This is a genomic window from Cryptosporangium japonicum (assembly GCF_039524755.1).
GTDB classification, from domain to species: Bacteria; Actinomycetota; Actinomycetes; order Mycobacteriales; family Cryptosporangiaceae; genus Cryptosporangium; species Cryptosporangium japonicum.
The window spans coordinates 1-14,670 of the sequence record NZ_BAAAGX010000041.1 but is presented as its reverse complement, the minus strand read 5'-3'; the positions used below and the strand labels follow the sequence as shown (position 1 = coordinate 14,670).

Annotated in this window: 16 protein-coding genes and 1 pseudogene; 7 read left to right on the top strand and 10 right to left on the bottom strand. The window is 73.8% G+C overall.

What is annotated here, in order from left to right; all coding sequences use genetic code 11:
• Positions 1–5 precede the first annotated feature (5 nt).
• Genes ABD437_RS39135 through ABD437_RS39125 form a run of 3 tightly spaced genes read right to left on the bottom strand, consistent with a single transcriptional unit; the run spans position 6 to position 2,778 of the window.
• Positions 6–1,451, bottom strand: a complete 1,446-nt coding sequence (locus ABD437_RS39135; protein WP_344654049.1) for an FAD-dependent monooxygenase — start codon at positions 1,449–1,451, stop codon at positions 6–8.
• Positions 1,452–1,505: 54 nt separating this feature from the next.
• Positions 1,506–2,132 carry a DUF4360 domain-containing protein gene (locus tag ABD437_RS39130; RefSeq protein ID WP_344654048.1) on the bottom strand — a complete coding sequence of 209 codons (627 nt, stop codon included), beginning with the start codon at positions 2,130–2,132 and terminating at the stop codon, positions 1,506–1,508.
• On the bottom strand, positions 2,122–2,778 hold the full coding sequence (locus ABD437_RS39125) for a DUF4360 domain-containing protein (RefSeq protein ID WP_344654047.1): 657 nt from the start codon (positions 2,776–2,778) through the stop codon (positions 2,122–2,124). Before ABD437_RS39125 ends, ABD437_RS39130 begins: the two co-directional genes overlap by 11 nt.
• Before the next feature lie 122 nt (positions 2,779–2,900).
• Here ABD437_RS39125 and ABD437_RS39120 point away from each other — a divergent pair, with 122 nt between their 5' ends.
• The gene (locus tag ABD437_RS39120) at positions 2,901–3,488 is read left to right on the top strand and encodes a DEAD/DEAH box helicase family protein (RefSeq protein WP_344654046.1); all 588 of its coding nucleotides are present in this window, start codon (positions 2,901–2,903) and stop codon (positions 3,486–3,488) included.
• Here the strand turns inward: ABD437_RS39120 and ABD437_RS39115 are convergent.
• Together ABD437_RS39115 and ABD437_RS39110 are read right to left on the bottom strand one after the other, a co-directional pair.
• Positions 3,414–4,646 (bottom strand): MFS transporter, encoded by a 1,233-nt coding sequence (locus tag ABD437_RS39115; RefSeq protein ID WP_344654067.1) that lies wholly within the window; start codon positions 4,644–4,646, stop codon positions 3,414–3,416. The two genes, ABD437_RS39120 and ABD437_RS39115, sit on opposite strands and share 75 nt — an antisense overlap.
• Before the next feature lie 143 nt (positions 4,647–4,789).
• Positions 4,790–5,278, bottom strand: coding sequence for a hypothetical protein (locus ABD437_RS39110; RefSeq protein ID WP_344654045.1), 489 nt, complete (start codon positions 5,276–5,278; stop codon positions 4,790–4,792).
• Positions 5,279–5,390: 112 nt separating this feature from the next.
• Between ABD437_RS39110 and ABD437_RS39105 the strand changes: the two genes are divergently transcribed.
• The 3 genes from ABD437_RS39105 to ABD437_RS39095 all read left to right on the top strand — a co-directional run bounded on the left by ABD437_RS39105 (position 5,391) and on the right by ABD437_RS39095 (position 7,039).
• Entirely contained in the window at positions 5,391–5,564 is a 174-nt protein-coding gene (locus tag ABD437_RS39105; RefSeq protein ID WP_344654044.1) for a hypothetical protein, read from the top strand.
• A gap of 21 nt (positions 5,565–5,585) precedes the next feature.
• Positions 5,586–6,020, top strand: a complete 435-nt coding sequence (locus ABD437_RS39100) for a hypothetical protein (protein ID WP_344654043.1) — start codon at positions 5,586–5,588, stop codon at positions 6,018–6,020.
• A gap of 62 nt (positions 6,021–6,082) precedes the next feature.
• Entirely contained in the window at positions 6,083–7,039 is a 957-nt protein-coding gene (locus ABD437_RS39095; protein ID WP_344654042.1) for a GlxA family transcriptional regulator, read from the top strand.
• A 1-nt stretch (position 7,040) separates the two neighbouring features.
• Here ABD437_RS39095 and ABD437_RS39090 read toward each other — a convergent pair whose 3' ends face one another.
• Positions 7,041–8,960 carry a serine hydrolase gene (locus ABD437_RS39090; RefSeq protein ID WP_344654041.1) on the bottom strand — a complete coding sequence of 640 codons (1,920 nt, stop codon included), beginning with the start codon at positions 8,958–8,960 and terminating at the stop codon, positions 7,041–7,043.
• Positions 8,961–9,058: 98 nt separating this feature from the next.
• On the opposite strand from ABD437_RS39090, the gene gap reads away from it, so the two are divergent.
• Together gap and ABD437_RS39080 are read left to right on the top strand one after the other, a co-directional pair.
• Complete coding sequence (gene gap / locus ABD437_RS39085; protein WP_344654040.1) at positions 9,059–10,057, top strand: type I glyceraldehyde-3-phosphate dehydrogenase; 999 nt, start codon at positions 9,059–9,061, stop codon at positions 10,055–10,057.
• Positions 10,058–10,076: 19 nt separating this feature from the next.
• Positions 10,077–11,216, top strand: coding sequence for an ankyrin repeat domain-containing protein (locus tag ABD437_RS39080; protein ID WP_344654039.1), 1,140 nt, complete (start codon positions 10,077–10,079; stop codon positions 11,214–11,216).
• Here the strand turns inward: ABD437_RS39080 and ABD437_RS39075 are convergent.
• Genes ABD437_RS39075 through ABD437_RS39065 form a run of 3 tightly spaced genes read right to left on the bottom strand, consistent with a single transcriptional unit; the run spans position 11,182 to position 13,461 of the window.
• Entirely contained in the window at positions 11,182–11,814 is a 633-nt protein-coding gene (locus ABD437_RS39075) for a DUF998 domain-containing protein (RefSeq protein ID WP_344654038.1), read from the bottom strand. The two genes, ABD437_RS39080 and ABD437_RS39075, sit on opposite strands and share 35 nt — an antisense overlap.
• A gap of 22 nt (positions 11,815–11,836) precedes the next feature.
• Positions 11,837–13,069, bottom strand: coding sequence for an RNA polymerase sigma factor (locus ABD437_RS39070; protein ID WP_344654066.1), 1,233 nt, complete (start codon positions 13,067–13,069; stop codon positions 11,837–11,839).
• Complete coding sequence (locus ABD437_RS39065) at positions 13,066–13,461, bottom strand: YciI family protein (protein ID WP_344654037.1); 396 nt, start codon at positions 13,459–13,461, stop codon at positions 13,066–13,068. Before ABD437_RS39065 ends, ABD437_RS39070 begins: the two co-directional genes overlap by 4 nt.
• A 114-nt stretch (positions 13,462–13,575) precedes the next feature.
• On the opposite strand from ABD437_RS39065, the gene ABD437_RS39060 reads away from it, so the two are divergent.
• Positions 13,576–14,070 (top strand): VOC family protein, encoded by a 495-nt coding sequence (locus tag ABD437_RS39060; RefSeq protein WP_344654036.1) that lies wholly within the window; start codon positions 13,576–13,578, stop codon positions 14,068–14,070.
• On the opposite strand, the pseudogene ABD437_RS39055 reads toward ABD437_RS39060, so the two are convergent.
• Positions 14,060–14,670 (bottom strand): annotated as a pseudogene (locus ABD437_RS39055) (septum formation family protein); the annotation flags it as partial. The gene ABD437_RS39060 and the pseudogene ABD437_RS39055 overlap by 11 nt on opposite strands.

Below are 14,670 nucleotides of genomic sequence, written 5' to 3'. Positions count from 1 at the left end.
CGGCGTCAGCCGAACCAGACCGTGAGCGCTCGGACCAGTTCCACCGCGTCGGTGCCGGCCCAGGCGACGTGGGCGTCGGGGCGGATCAGGACGGCGTCGGCCGGGCGGTCGGCGGCCACGAGCGTGCGGACGTCGACCCGATCCGTCCAGGGCTCGGCGGCGGCCCGGAGGTCGGCGCGGTCGGCCAGGTCGAGGAGCACCGGGCGGGCCCGGCTCAGGTCCGCGCCCAGATCGGGCGCGAACGTACCGGTCAGGGCGTGCGTGCCCACTCCCGGGTAGCGGACGTCCGCGCCCGCGATCATCGCGCCCAGGCGGCGCGCCGCTCCGGCGTCGGCCAGAAGGTCCTGGACGACCTCGCGCAGGGCCTCGGCGGCCGGGTCCGTCCCGCGACGCAGCGCCACCTGCGCCCGGGTCTGACGCAGCGCCCGCGCCGCCGCGTACCCCCGTTCGCTCTCGTACGTGTCGAGCAACCCGCCGGGCGCCCACCCGTGCACCTCGGCCGCGAGCTTCCAGGCGAGGTTCACCGCGTCGAGCAGGCCGAGGTTGAGCGCCGCGCCGGTGGCCGGCAGCAGGTGCGCCGCGTCGCCGGCCAGGAACACCCGCCGGTCGCGGTACCGCTCGGCCCGCCGGTCCTGGAACTGCCAGCGCGACAGCCGCAGCGGCGTCCCCATCGGCAGTTCCACCCCGAGCACACGCCGGACGCTGTCGCGGAACTCGGCCAGCGTCATCGGCTGGTCGTCGTCGTACTCGACGGGTTCCTCCTCCACCGTGCTCGCGAACAGCACGCCGTCGGTGATGCCGCCGTAGCCGAACACACCGCCGGCGGTCCGCGTGAACCCGACGCCCAGCCGGCCGACGCCGTCGACGTCGAGGTCGCCGTCGGGCCGGCCCGGTACCGTGACGCGGGCCAGCCGGTTGACCTCGGGATACGTGGTGCCGGGGAAGTCGATGCCGGCCAACGTGCGGACCGGGCTGCGGGGCCCGTCGCAGCCGACGACCCAGCGGGCGGTGAGCCGCTCACCGCCGCGCGTCTCCACGGTCACGGTCTCGGCGTCCTGGGTCAGCGCACGCATCTCGTGGCCACGGCGGAGGTCGGCGCCGAGTTCGCGGGCGCGGTCCTCGAGCAGGCGCTCGAGCCGGGCCTGCGGCACCCCGACCGCGTGCATCGGCGCGTCGGGGAGCGCGGTGAGGTCGACGTGCACGCCGCCGAACGGGAACCGCGGCGCCGGATCCGGGTCGTCGGCGACCGTGCGGAGCCGATCGAGCAACCCGCGGTGGCGCAGCAGCTTGAGGATCTGGCCGCCGAGGCCACCGGCTTTGGCGACGTTACGCGGCTCGGGGTGCCGCTCGAGCACCACCGGCCGGACACCGGCCAGACCGAGCTCGGCGGCGAGCAGCAGACCGGTCGGCCCGGCTCCGACGACGATGACGTCCGCGGTGGTCGTGGGCACGGGGAACGATTCTGCCGGAGAGCGCCCGGGGCGAGTCGCCCCGGGCGCACCCCACTAGCAGCGTTTCCAGGCGAAGCGGTAGGACGCCGACGGTTCGTTGGTGCCCGCGTCCAGGCTGATCCGGCCGACGCCGCCGGGGCGGGCGTCGACACGCACGTCGACCCGCAAATTCACCGGGGTGTTCGTCCCGCACGGCATCCAGGACACCGATCCGGGACGGACCACGGCGCGCAGATCCCAGATCGCGTCGAACACTCCGGGGATCTCCCGCTCGGCGTGCACGGTGCGGGGAGAGCCGACGAACCACGAGCTGGCGGTCGCGGTGGCGCTCGTGCCGGCCGGGAGCGTCGCCCGGCCGCGGAGCAGCACATTGTCGACCCCGAACGTGTAACCGCGCACCGCCGGCGCGCGCAGCGACACGGTGCACGCCGAGCGCCGGCTGGAGGCGGGCACACCGCGGCCCTGCTGGGCCTGCAGCGCCGTGAAACTGACGTCGACCCGGCTCAGGTCGCGCAGCCTGACCTGCGTGGTGGCCGCCCGGCAGCCGCTGCCGTTTATCGACTGGACGCTGAACTGCCCGTCCGGTGGTTCGGCGGCGGTGGCGGCGGGAGGGGCGGCGAGGGCGCCGGCCAGGACGGGAGCGAGCAGAAGGAATCGTCCGCGCATGGCGTCAGCACTCACGCCAGGCGATGTTGTAGATCGTGGTGACCTCACTGTCGGTGGCGTCCATCGTCATCAGGCTGGTGGTGCCCGGATTGATCCGCCCGGCGTTGACGGTCAGCGAGGACTCGATGTTCAGCGGGACACCGCCCGGGCGGCACGGCATCCACATCACCTCCGGCAGCGGCACCTCGTCGGTGGCCTGCCAGTTGTCCTGGAGTTCGCCGGTGAAGTCGCGCCTGATCTTGCCGGTCACGTCCATGCCGACGAACCAGTACTGGGTGTCCAGGCGTCCGGTGGCGCCCTCGGCGAGGTCGGCGAATCCGCGGAACGTCGTCCGGGTGATGCCGAACGTGAAGCCGTGCGGCACGCCGACGTCGACCGCGATCGTGCAGGCCGCGCGCCGCTGCGAGATCGCGATCCCGCCGCCGTTCTGCGCCGTGTAATTGCTGTACGTCACGGTGAAGGCCGTTCGGTCCCCGGCGCGGACCACCTTCGCGGTGCCGGGCGGGCACCCGTTGCCGTGAACCGAGTGGACGTCGATCGTGAACTGGCCGTTCGGTGGGTCGATCGAGCGCACCGTCGCGGCTCCCGGCTCCGCCGTCGTGAACAGAACTGCGAGTATCCCGAACGCCGCGAACGCCGTTCCCCATCTTCGACCGAGCATCAGTACCCCCGTAGGTCCGAAAAAGACCCGGCGATACTAACCACGCAAAAACCCATTAACCGGACGACGCGCGTCGCGAAAAAGTGCGTGCACGTCACTTTCGTCGTGCCAGGCTTCCGGGCATGACCCTGGTCTGGGTGACGGGAAATTCCGGCGCGGGGAAGTCGTCGGTCGCCGGCCTGCTCAAGCGGCGCGGGCACGACGCGATCGACGCCGACATGGAGGGCTACCACCACTGGGTGGACCGGGTCAGCGGAGCACGCGTCAGTGACCCGCCGGATCCGGTGCCACCGGGCTGGCTGAACCGCTTCGGCTGGATCATCGACCGTGACCGGGTCGTCGCGCTGGCCGCGCGCGCCACGGACCGGACCGTGTACCTCTGCGGCTCGGTCGAGAACGAGGACGAGGTCCTGGACCTGTTCGACGTCGTGGTCTGTCTCGTCGTCGACACGCCGACGCTGCGGTCCCGGCTCGCGAACCGCACCACGAACTCGTTCGGCGCGCACCCGGAGGAGCTGGCCGCCGCGCTGCGCGACAACGTCACGGCGGAGTCGACCTACCGCCGGCTCGGCGCGACGATCATCGACGCCACCCAGCCGCTGGCCGTGGTCACCGACCAGGTGCTCGCGGCCGGGTCACGCGGCCGCGGTGGGCTCGGCGTGGGCGATCCGGGTCAGCGAGGGCCAGAGCAGGGCCAGGAACACCGCTGAGCCGGCGAACGCGAACCAGAACGGCGCGGTCACGCCGAACCGGCCGGCGAGCACCCCACCCACGGCCGCCCCCACGACCAGGCCGCCGTAGAGACCGATCGTGTAGACGCTGCCGACCCGCCCCTGCAGGTGGGCGGGGACGGCGCGCTGGCGCACGGTGGTCGAGGTGGTGCCCCAGATGAAGGCGTGCGCGCCGAAGACGAAGAAGATCGGCAACGCCACCAGGGCGGACGTCGTGGCGGCCAGCCCGAGGTGGGTGAACGTCTCGACGACCAGGCCGACGCGCATCACGTTGCCGAGGCTGACCCGCGCGGTGATCACGCCGTAGAGCCCGGTGCCGAGCATCCCGCCGGCCGCCGACACCGCGGTGATCAGGCCGAACCCGATCGCGCCGAGTCCGAGCCGGTCCTGGGCGTAGAGCACCAGCACCGACCAGGCCGCGCCGAACGTCACGTTGAAGATCAGGATCGTGAGGGCCAGCGTGCGGACGGCCGCGTGCCGCACGGTCCACGCGATGCCCTCGCTGATCTCCCGCCGGACGTTGCTCGTCGGCGGGGCCACGTGCGCGACCGGGCGGATCCGGCGGATCAGCAGCACCCCCGCGGCGACCAGCACCGCCTGGGTGACGAACGGCCAGACCTGCCCGGCCACGAACAGCGCCGCGCCGAGCGGCGGACCGGCGAGCTGGTTGAGCGTCACGAACCCGACCTGCAGGCGGGCGTTGGCCAGCACCAGATCGTCGGCGGACACCACCATCGGCGTCAGCGTCGCGGTGGTGTTGTCGGCGAAGACCTCGGCGGTGGCCAGCAGCCCCAGGGCGAGCAGGGCGCCCGTCGAGTCGAGCCGGCCGGTGGCGAGCGCCACGACCAGCACGGCGAGAACCACCGCGCGGCTGCCGTCGGCGAGCACGACGATCCGGCGCCGGTCGTACCGGTCGGACAGCACCCCGGCGTAGAGGCCGAACACCAGCGGTGGCGCCCAGCGCAGCAACGCGGCCGCCGCGATCAGCACCGGACTGTCGGTCAGCGAGGCCACCAGCAGGGGGCCGGCCGCGGCGGCGACGCCGTCACCGAGATTCGTCGTCCAGGACGACGCCAGCAGCCACCGGAACGACCCGCCCAGGCGGGCGGGCGCCACGACCTCGCCGATCGCGGGCACCGGGCGGCGGCGTTTTCCGGTGCCGACGCCCGAGCGGTCCGGCGTGTTCACCTGACGATGCCTCCCTGGATCGGCTCGCGGGGTCCCGCTCCGCACCGGATCGTTCCCGACGACCCCGCCCGGCGAAAGCCGATTTCCGCCCGCTATCCGCCGGCCGCCTCCGCGGCGAGGACGGCGACGGTCAGCACGATCGGGAACTCCTTGTCCATCTGGCCGAGGAGCAGCCCGACGAGCCGGCCGTCGCGCCGCCAGGCGGGGAACTCGTCGCCGCCGGTGAACATCGCGAGGTCGTAGTGGAGTGACGAGACCTCCTCGTCGCCGGCGAGCACCCGCTCGTGCTCGGCGTGGAACGAGTACGGCTGCGACGGCCCCCACCGCGAGGCCAGCGCCGCACCGACGTCGTGCCGGCGCTCCTCGAAGCCCCGATAGGCCTCCCACCACAGGTCACCGATCGTCCCGTCGTCGTCCGCGGCGGTCTCGTACAGGCTCGGGGACACCGCGAGCGGCGCGAAGTGCGCCTCGGCGCCGCTCTGGGGCAGCCCCTCCAACCAGTCGCCGGTGTGCGCCGGCTCCTCGGTGAACGGCCGCGCGACCAGCTCCTCCACCACCCGGACCACACCGTCCACGTCCACGGTCGGATCGTAATGACCGGCCGCGGGGCCTTCCTCGGTGTTGTGACCGATGCCCGATCGGCCGGATCCTCCGAAACTGATCGGGTCCGCCTCACCGAACGGAGGATCCATCGTGATCAAAGCACTCGTCGTCACGACCGGGCTGGTCGTCGCACTCGGAGCGGCGCCCGCTCTCCCACCGGCCGACGGCACGACACCCGGCGCCCCCACCGACCAGAAGACCACCTTCCCCGACGGCCCCCCGGTCGTCGTCGGCGGCGGCAAGCCCACCCTCCACCAGCTCTGAGCCGTCGACCATGATCGCGGGATGAACGCCTCTGGTGAGCAGGACCCGCCGGCCGAGCGGCACGCCGAACTGGAGCGACAGAACCTCCTCCACGCCGAGCCGCCGCCGCCGACGACGACGACCGAGCTGATCGATCGGGCCGCCGCGATCACCGCGCCGATCGTCGCCGTGGAGGGACGGTGGGACGGCGACACCCACGGCTGGTTCGTCGTCCTCGTCGCGATCGTGGAGCGGCCCGGCCGCCACCACGACCGCTTCGACGAGGAGCCGTTGACCTTGGTGCGGGGCGGTGGCGATCTCCGCCTGTTCAACGGGCACGCCCCACCGTGGCCGGAGGCGCGCCGGGCGACCGAGCAGGGCCACGCCGTCGCCCGGAGCCTCGACGTCCCGTTCCACTTCACCAGCCCGGACACCCCGGACGACGACGCGCCCCGCTGGTGGGACCTCCACCCCTGACCGGCACCGATCGAGCCACGCCCGGACCGGTCGGCGGACGGGGTGCGGCTTAGAGTGGGTGGGTGGGGGAGGGTCGGTTGCATCGCGTCGCGGTGCTCGTGCTCGACGGAGCCAAGCCGATGGACGTCGGGATACCGGCGCAGGTGTTCACGACCAGGGCGAGCATGCCGTACGAGGTGCGGGTGTGCGGCGTCGAACCGGGGCTGGTGGCCGGGGGTGACGGCCTGTCGTACCACGTCGCCGACGGGCTGGACGCGCTCGGCTGGGCCGACATCGTGTTCGTGCCCGGCTACCGGTTCCCGGACCGGGAGGAGCCGCCGCGCGCGGTCGTCGACGCGTTGGTCGGGGCGCACGAGCGGGGGGCCCGGCTGGCCGCGATCTCCACCGGCGCGTTCGCGCTGGCCGCCACCGGGCTGCTCGACGGACGGCGGGCGACCACCCACTGGCACTACACGCGCGCGCTGGCCGCGAAGTACGCGCGGATCCGCGTCGACGAGAACGTGCTGTTCGTCGACGAGCGGAGCGTGCTCACCTCGGCCGGCGCGGCGTCCGGCCTCGACCTGTGCCTGCACGTGCTGCGCGGCGACCTGGGCGTGGCGGCCTCCAACCACGCGGCCCGGCGGCTGGTCGCGGCGCCCTACCGCAGCGGCGGTCAGGCACAGTACGTGCCACGCAGCGTGCCGGAACCGCTCGGCGAACAGTTCGCCGCGACCCGCGAGTGGGCACTGCACCACCTCGGTGAACCGCTCACGCTGGCCACGCTCGCGAGACACGCGGCGGTGTCGGCCCGCACGTTCTCCCGCCGGTTCGTCGAGGACACCGGCTACACGCCGATGCAGTGGGTCATGCGTGCACGCATCGACCGGGCCCGGGAACTGCTCGAACGGTCCGAGCGCAGCGTCGAGCGGATCGCCGCCGACGTCGGGCTCGGCACCGGCACGAACCTCCGCCGGCATTTCCAGCGCATCCTCGGCACCACGCCGACCGAGTACCGCCGGACGTTCTCCCGGGGCGAGTGAGTCACCAGTAGTCGACCTGGCCGCGGATCCGGGCCAGCAGCCGGAACAGCCCGGCAAGCGTGTCGGTGGTCCGGTCCGGCGTGTCGTGGCGCACGTTCGTGTTGGTCAGGACCACAGCGGTCAGACCGTCCGGCGCGCGCTGCAGGAGGCCGGTGGCGCCGGGGAGCACACCGGAGTGGAACCCGACCCCGGGCTCGGCGTCGTCGTCGTCGGAGGTCGTCCAGCCGGCACCGTACCCGCTGTTCCCGGCCAGCCCGCTCGGCGTCGTCATGAAAGCGACCGACGAGGGGTCCAGCACGTCGGGACCGGAACCGTCGACGCGCACCGCGAAGCGGAGCACGTCCACGGCGGTGGCCAGCCAGCCGCCGTGGGCGTCCATCCGGTCGATCCGGATCCGGTACGGGTCCTCGTCGCCGGGGGCCGGGTAGCAGCGGATGATGTCGCCGTTCGGGGGCGCGTCGCGGGCGGTGAGCATGCCGGTGACGCCGCAGGCCCGGAGCAGGTCCTCGCGGACGTGCTGCGCGTAGGTGCGGCCGGTCACCGCTTCGATCAGGCGCCCGAGCAGGCAGTAGCCGAAGTTCGAGTACGCGTAGGCGGTGCCGGGATCGGTGTCGAGCGGGGTCTCCGCGAGCACCGTGCGCACCAGGTCGTCGGTGGAGAGCTCCCGGTGTGACCACATCGGATCGTCGCCGTCGTTGGGCCAGCCACCGGCGCCGTGCTGCAGCAGGTGGCGCACGCGGATGTCGCGGAGCCGGGAGTCGGCCGGCGTGGGCGCGAACGCGGCCAGCGCGCCCCGGGCGGCGAACGGCTGGTCGTCGAGGCCGATCGTGCCGCGCTCGACCAGCCGCAGCACGGCCGCCGCGGTGATCGTCTTGGAGACGCTCGCGATCCGGAAGAGGGTCCCGTCCGGGTCGACGGGCCGCGCAGGCGTGATCACGGGTTCGGGGATCGTGCCGACGCCGGGGACGACCAGGTCGGAGCCGAGCCCGGGGCCTTCCGGCTGCACGAGCTCGCCGTGGCCGTGCGTGTAGATCACCTGGTCGCCGCGGGCGATCGCGAGCGAGACCGCGGGCAGGCCGTACCCGCGGGCGAACTCGGCCACCAGCGCCGGGACGACGACGTCGGCGTCGCGTCGGCGCCAGATCGGGGTGTAGCGCGCCACCGGGGGCGAGTCGACCGGGTACGGACCGAGCTGTTCCGGGCGCAGCCCGTCGGCCTGGTGCGCGGCCAGGTCGCGTTCGAGCGCGGGCCGGTCCCAGCCGTGCACCGCGACGAACGTGCTCGCCACCCGTTCCCACAGCGTGACGTAGCGGACGCCGTCCGGGCCGGACCAGCCGCTGGAGCGCACGACGCTCCAGCCGGCCGCCGAGTGCCGGTCGAACTCCGCCTGCGCCCGGGGTGAGTCGGACGGGCCGGTCAGCATCCAGTCGGTGCGGCCGTCGTCGTCGTCCCAGATCGTGCTGAACAACGACCGTTCGGTGGGCACGACGTGGCGGTAGGCCGACAGGTCGACGACCCGCTTCTCCCGGCGGCGCGCGCGGGCCTCGTGGGTGCGGAACGCGTCGATCGGCTGGTCGTAGTGGAGCGAGCGCTGCGGGCCGGGCACGTCGTCCCAGACCCCGGCGAAGCTGCGCCCGGCGGAGCTGGCGTAGCCGGTGAACAGCACCGGGCGCCTGCCCTCGGCCAGGTGGTCGGCCTTCGTGGCCTCGAGCCCGTCCGGGTCGAGCCGCGGGTGGCTCCACCAGCGGACCGTGCTGGCATCCGGCTCGTAGACGACCGCGTACCGGTCCTCGGTGCCGACGAGATACCCGCGGAGGTCCACCACCCGGTGGCCCCGGACGAACCGGTCGTGGACCGCCGAGTACTCGTCGGACGTGAGGTCGTAGTGGACCTGCGCCTTGCCGTACTGCGACCCGGCCATGCGCTTTCCTGACGGACGCTCCCGTCGTGGCGCGATCCTTTCGAACCATGGCGCTCACGCCACTGCCGGGCGCCGCCGGGGCGGGCGACGCTGAGGTCATGACTCGGATCGCCATCAACGGCTTCGGCCGCATCGGTCGCAACGTGCTCCGCGCGATGCTGGAGCGCGACACCAAACTCGACGTCGTCGCCGTCAACGACCTCACCGAACCGGCCGCGCTGGCCCGGCTGCTCGCGTTCGACTCGACGGCGGGCCGCCTCGGCCGCCCGGTCTCGGCCGAGGGCGACGAACTCGTCGTCGACGGCCGGCGCATCACCGTGCTGGCCGAGCGGAACCCGGCGAACCTGCCCTGGGCGTCGCTCGGCGTCGACATCGTGCTCGAGGCGACCGGCCGGTTCACCTCGGCGAAGGCCGCCCGGGCCCATCTGGACGCCGGCGCGCGCAGGGTGCTGGTCGGCGCGCCCTCCGACGGTGCCGACGTCACGCTGGCCTACGGCGTGAACACCGACGCCTACGACCCGGCCGCGCACACGATCGTCTCCAACGCCTCGTGCACGACGAACGCGCTCGCGCCGCTGGCCAAGGTGCTCGACGACCTGGCCGGCATCGAGCACGGCTTCATGACCACCGTGCACGCCTACACGCAGGAGCAGAACCTGCAGGACGGCCCGCACCGCGACCCGCGCCGGGCCCGCGCCGCCGGGATCAACATCGTCCCGACGACGACCGGCGCGGCCAAGGCCATCGGCCTGGTGCTGCCGAACCTGGACGGCAAGCTGTCCGGCGACTCGATCCGCGTGCCGGTGCCGGTGGGGTCGATCGTCGAGCTGAACACGTTCGTCAGCCGGGACGTCACCCGCGACGACGTGCTCGCGGCGTACCGCGCGGCGGCCGACGGCCCGCTGGCCGGTGTCCTCGAGTACTCGGAGGACGCGCTGGTCTCCTCCGACATCACCGGTAACCCGGCGTCGTCCATCTTCGACTCGGCCCTCACCCGGGTCGACGGACGGCACGTCAAGGTCGTGGCCTGGTACGACAACGAGTGGGGCTTCTCCAACCGGGTGATCGACACGTTGGAACTGCTCGCGGCGAACTGATTTCGCTATCGTCGGCGGGGTGGAGACGGCTGACGAGTTCTGCCGGCTCGCGTGCCTGACGTACACCGGGGACGACGAGCCGCGGCGGTGGGGTGCGGCCGCGCGTCTGCTGGCCGACGAGCCGGAGCTGACGCGCGGGCACGTGTGGGCCGCCGCGGCCGCCGGCCGGGCCGCCGAGGTGTCGGCGATGCTCGACGCGGAACCGGCGCTGGCCCGCACGGCCGGTGGGCCGTTCGGCTGGGAGCCGCTGCTCTACCTCGCCTACTCCCGGGTGCCCGGGGGCGACGCGGTGGCGACCGCACGGGCGCTGCTGTCCGCCGGCGCCGACCCGGGCTGCGGCTTCGTGCTCGAGCCCAACACGTTCACCGCGCTCACCGGCGTGTTCGGGAGCGGCGAACAGCACCAGCCGCGCCATCCGCGGTGGCGTGAGCTGGCCCGGCTGCTGCTCGAGGCGGGCGCCGACCCCGACGACGCCCAGACGCTCTACAACTGCATGTTCGGCGCGTCGAACGAGCACCTGGAGCTGTTGTTCTCCTACGGCCTCGCGGACACCCACGAGTTGCGCGTCCAGCTGCGCTGGGCGGTCGAGCACGACCTGCGTGACCGGGTGCGGTTGCTGGCCGAGCACGGCGTCGACGTCCGCTCCCCGTACGCGGGCGACGGGCCGGCCTGGGCCGCGGGCGACGGGCGGACCCCGGTCGAGCTCGCGCGGCTGTGCGGCAACACCGAGATCGTGGAGTACCTGCTGGCCGCCGGTGCGGTCGCGCCCGCGCCGGATCCGGTCGCCGACCTGATCGCGGCGGTGTTCGGGGGCGCGCCGGCCCCCGCGCCCGCCGACGTGGTGGCGCGGGCCGTCCGGGAACGGCCCGGCCTCGTCGTCTGGGCGGCGGCGGCCGCGCCCGACGCCGTCGAGCGCCTGGTCGCGCTCGGCTTCGACGTCAACGCGCTGGGCCGCGCCGACGCGCCGGTCGAGCAGGAGTGGCAGACCGCGCTGCACCACGCGGCGGGAACCGGCGAGGTGGAGCTCACCCGACGGCTGCTCGCGCTGGGAGCGGACCCGACCATCCGCGACCGTCGGTTCGACGCGACCCCGCTGGACTGGGCCCGCCACCTGCACCAGCCCGCTACCGCCGCGCTTCTCGACCCGACCGGCCGGTAACCCGGTACCCGACGCGCCCCGCGCGTACGCCGGGCCCGTGGGCGGCGAGCGCGGTCACGAACGCGAGCTGGACGGCGGTCGCGACGATCAGGCGGACGGGGAGGCCGTCCGGGTCGGGCCAGGCGGCCAGCGTCAGGACGGCGAGGAGCGTCGCGGCCGTCGCCGCGGCGGCCGTCCACCGGTGGCGGCGCAGGAACCGCACCAGGTGGACGACGCACGCCGCGGTCCAGCACACCGACGCCAGTACGAACCCGAGCTCGTGCATGATCCCGTGCCAGGACAGGCGCTCCGGGGCGCCGGCCGGCGCGCCCGCCGGGAAGCCCGCACCCGCGTCGGTCACGAACACCCCGGCCACGATCATGCCGACGCCGAAGCCGGCGATCAGGGCCCCGCCCCGGCGCGGGCGCGACCCGACGCCCGCGAGCACGAGCAACCCACCGGTGAGCACGAAGTTCGCGATCTGCACCCAGCCGAGGTCGCCGAGCGCGAGCAGGCTCACCGGGTGCCGCCCCGGGTCGAACCCGTCGCGGGTGAACGCCTGAACGGCCCAGGCGACGACGAACAGCGGACCGGCGACGAAGGCCGCGAGACGGGTCATGATTCCCTCCGGGTGGGTCGATTCACCCCGGAGGTCGGAGCCGGCCCGGGCGACCGGACAGCCGGGCGGCCTGGGCGCGCAGGTAACGCTGCGACGGAACGCTCGCGGTGCGTGCCGCCGCCTCCTCGTAGGCCGCGCGGGCCGCGTCGAGGTCGCCGGCGCGCTCCAGCAGGTGCGCGCGCACGGCGGCCACCCGATGGTCCGCGGCCAGCCGTCCGTCGTCGACCAGCCGGCCGACCAGGCGCAGACCGGCCTCGGGCCCGCGCACCATCGCCACCGCGACCGCGTGGTTCAGCGCCACGACCGGGTTGTCGGCCATCTCCAGCAGCACCTCGTAGAGCGCGAGGATCTGCGGCCAGTCGGTCTCCTCCGCGCTCGGCGCCTCGTCGTGCAGCGCCGCGATCGCGGCCTGCACCTGGTACGGGCCGACCGGGCCCCGCGGGAGCGCGGACTCCAGCAACGCGACGCCCTCGGCCACGCGCTCGGCGTCCCAGCGCAGGCGGTTCTGCTCGGACATCGGCACCAGCGAACCGTCCGGCGCCGTGCGCGCCGGGCGCCGCGCGTCGGTCAGCAGCATGAGCGCGAGCAGACCGGCGACCTCGGCGTCGTCCGGCCGCGCCCGGTGCAGCAGGCGGGTGAGGCGGATCGCCTCCGCGGTGAGCTCCACCCGGTGCAGCGCCGGACCGGCGGTGACCGCGTACCCCTCGGTGAAGACCAGATAGAGGACGTGCAGCACCGCCGGGAGCCGGGACCGCTGGTCGGCGGGGAGCGCGAACGGCACACCGCTGTCCTTGATGCGCTGCTTGGCGCGGGTGATGCGCCGCGTCATCGTCGCCTCGGGCACCAGGAACGCGCGGGCGATCTCCGCCGTGGTCAGGCCACCGACGGCACGCAACGTCAACGCGATCTGCGACGCGACCGGCAGCGACGGATGGCAGGCCAGGAACAGCAGGATGAGCGTGTCGTCGGCGCCGCGGGCCTCCCCGGGATCGTCGGGCAGGGCACGCGCCTCGCGGGCCCGGCGCGCCTGTTCACTGCGCAGGATGTCGGTGAGCCGGCGGGCCGCGACCCGGATCAGCCAGGCTTTCGGGTCGTCCGGCCGGCCCGCGTCCGGCCACTGGAGCGCGGCGGCGAGCAGCGCCTCCTGGGTGGCGTCCTCGGCCGCGTCGAAGTGCCCGTACCGGCGCACGACCGCCGCGAGGACCTGCGGCGCCAACGAGCGCAGCAGGTCCTCGAGTGCCGGTTCGCCGGTCAGAGTTCCGGCTCCGGCGCGTGGTCGAGGATCGGACGGACGTCGCAGTAGGCGTCGGCGAAGACGTCGTTGGGGCTCGGGCAGCCGGCCAGCCGGCCCGCGATCCGGGTGGCCCGGTCGAAGCTCTCGCAGTCGACGACCCAGTAGCCGGCCAGCACCTCCTGCGTCTCGGCGTACGGACCGTCGGTGACGACCGGCACGCCGTCCTTCTGGCTGACCCGGCGGGTGTGGACCGGAGCGTCGAGCCCGCGCGTGTCGACGAACTCGCCGGACTCCACGAGGTCCTTGCTGAACTGCTCCATGAACGCGTGCATCAGCGCGAAGTCGTCCGGGCCCGCGCCGGCCATCAGGTCGTACTCGCGCTGCGTGCCGTACATCAGGATCAGGTACTTCATCGGGTCCTCCTCGGGTCGGTGCGTTCGCGGGGGACGTCGGAGTCGTCGGCTCGTCCCGGACACCGGTGGTGATAACGGCCAGGAACTGACCGGAACGGCGGGGACGCTCGGGGCATGGACATTCTCGTTGCCACTGATGCGGTCCCGTTCCAGGGCGCCGTGCTCAACCCGTTCGTGATCGTGGACGACGCCGCGGGGTTCGTCACGTTCGTGACGGAGGTGTTCGGTGCCGCCGAGACCGTGGCGGCCCGGACGCCGACGCCCACCGGACAGCTGATCCACGCGCAGGTGCGGCTGGGGACCGTCGACCTCATGCTGGCCGACCGGCTGGACGGGTGGCCGTCGCGGCCGGGGCTGCTGCAGGTGTGGGTGACCTCGGCGCGGACCGTGCTCGATCGGGCCGGTGCGCGCGGGGCCACGACGATCACGGAACCGACCCCGTTCTACGGCGAGACGACGCTGGCGCGCTTGGCCGACCCGTGGGGCAACCTCTGGTGGCTGTACGAGCCGGCGCCCGGGCAGGCCGACCCGGTGCCCTCGTGGGAGGGCGGTGGCCCCGACGTCGTGTTCACGACGCTCGACTCGGCGCTGCGGGCACTCAGCCGGTGAACGCCGACCCGGTGCTGCCGTCGGTGTCGGGGCTGATCACCGCGGCCACGCAGCGGTAGACCCGGGACCCGTCCGCGAACGCGGCCTCGCTCGGGGGGAGGACGTCGACGCTCCACTCGGCGGCCGGGATCTTCGGCGCGTTCGCGCGCCGGGTGGCCAGCATGACGTCGGCGCGGCAGAGCTTTTGCACCGCGGGGTGGGCGGCGAGGGTCTTCTGGTTGGAGGTCAGCGCGTCGCCGGGGAGTGGCGCGACCGCGAAGGTCTCCCAGCGGTGGAGGTCCTCGCAGGGCTGACGTTCGATCGTCACCTGGCCGACGATGACGACCATGCCCGACCAGCATTCGGGCTCGACGACGCACCGGCCGCCGTCCGCGGTGGCCGGGCAGTCGTCGGTCGTCGTCTCGACGCCGTAGTCGGAGCCGGCGCGGGGGGAGTCGACCGGGGCGGGTGGGGCCTGGTCGGCGGTCTCGACGGTGGGGGAGCCGGTCTCCTCGGCCCAGGGGCGGGTGGGCGTGACGAAGCCGGCCGCGACGACGGCCACGACGGCGAGCACGCCGACGGCGGTGAGGACGGCCGCTTTCCTCGCCGACATTCCGCTCG

Bases quoted from the DNA above. Each gene is read 5' to 3' on its own strand.
- ABD437_RS39125 (WP_344654047.1), bottom strand. From the start codon at position 2,778: ATGCTCGGTCGAAGATGGGGAACGGCGTTCGCGGCGTTCGGGATACTC.
- ABD437_RS39120 (WP_344654046.1), top strand. From the start codon at position 2,901: ATGACCCTGGTCTGGGTGACGGGAAATTCCGGCGCGGGGAAGTCGTCG.
- ABD437_RS39100 (WP_344654043.1), top strand. From the start codon at position 5,586: ATGAACGCCTCTGGTGAGCAGGACCCGCCGGCCGAGCGGCACGCCGAA.
- ABD437_RS39090 (WP_344654041.1), bottom strand. From the start codon at position 8,960: ATGGCCGGGTCGCAGTACGGCAAGGCGCAGGTCCACTACGACCTCACG.
- gap (WP_344654040.1), top strand. From the start codon at position 9,059: ATGACTCGGATCGCCATCAACGGCTTCGGCCGCATCGGTCGCAACGTG.
- ABD437_RS39075 (WP_344654038.1), bottom strand. From the start codon at position 11,814: ATGACCCGTCTCGCGGCCTTCGTCGCCGGTCCGCTGTTCGTCGTCGCC.
- ABD437_RS39065 (WP_344654037.1), bottom strand. From the start codon at position 13,461: ATGAAGTACCTGATCCTGATGTACGGCACGCAGCGCGAGTACGACCTG.
- ABD437_RS39060 (WP_344654036.1), top strand. From the start codon at position 13,576: ATGGACATTCTCGTTGCCACTGATGCGGTCCCGTTCCAGGGCGCCGTG.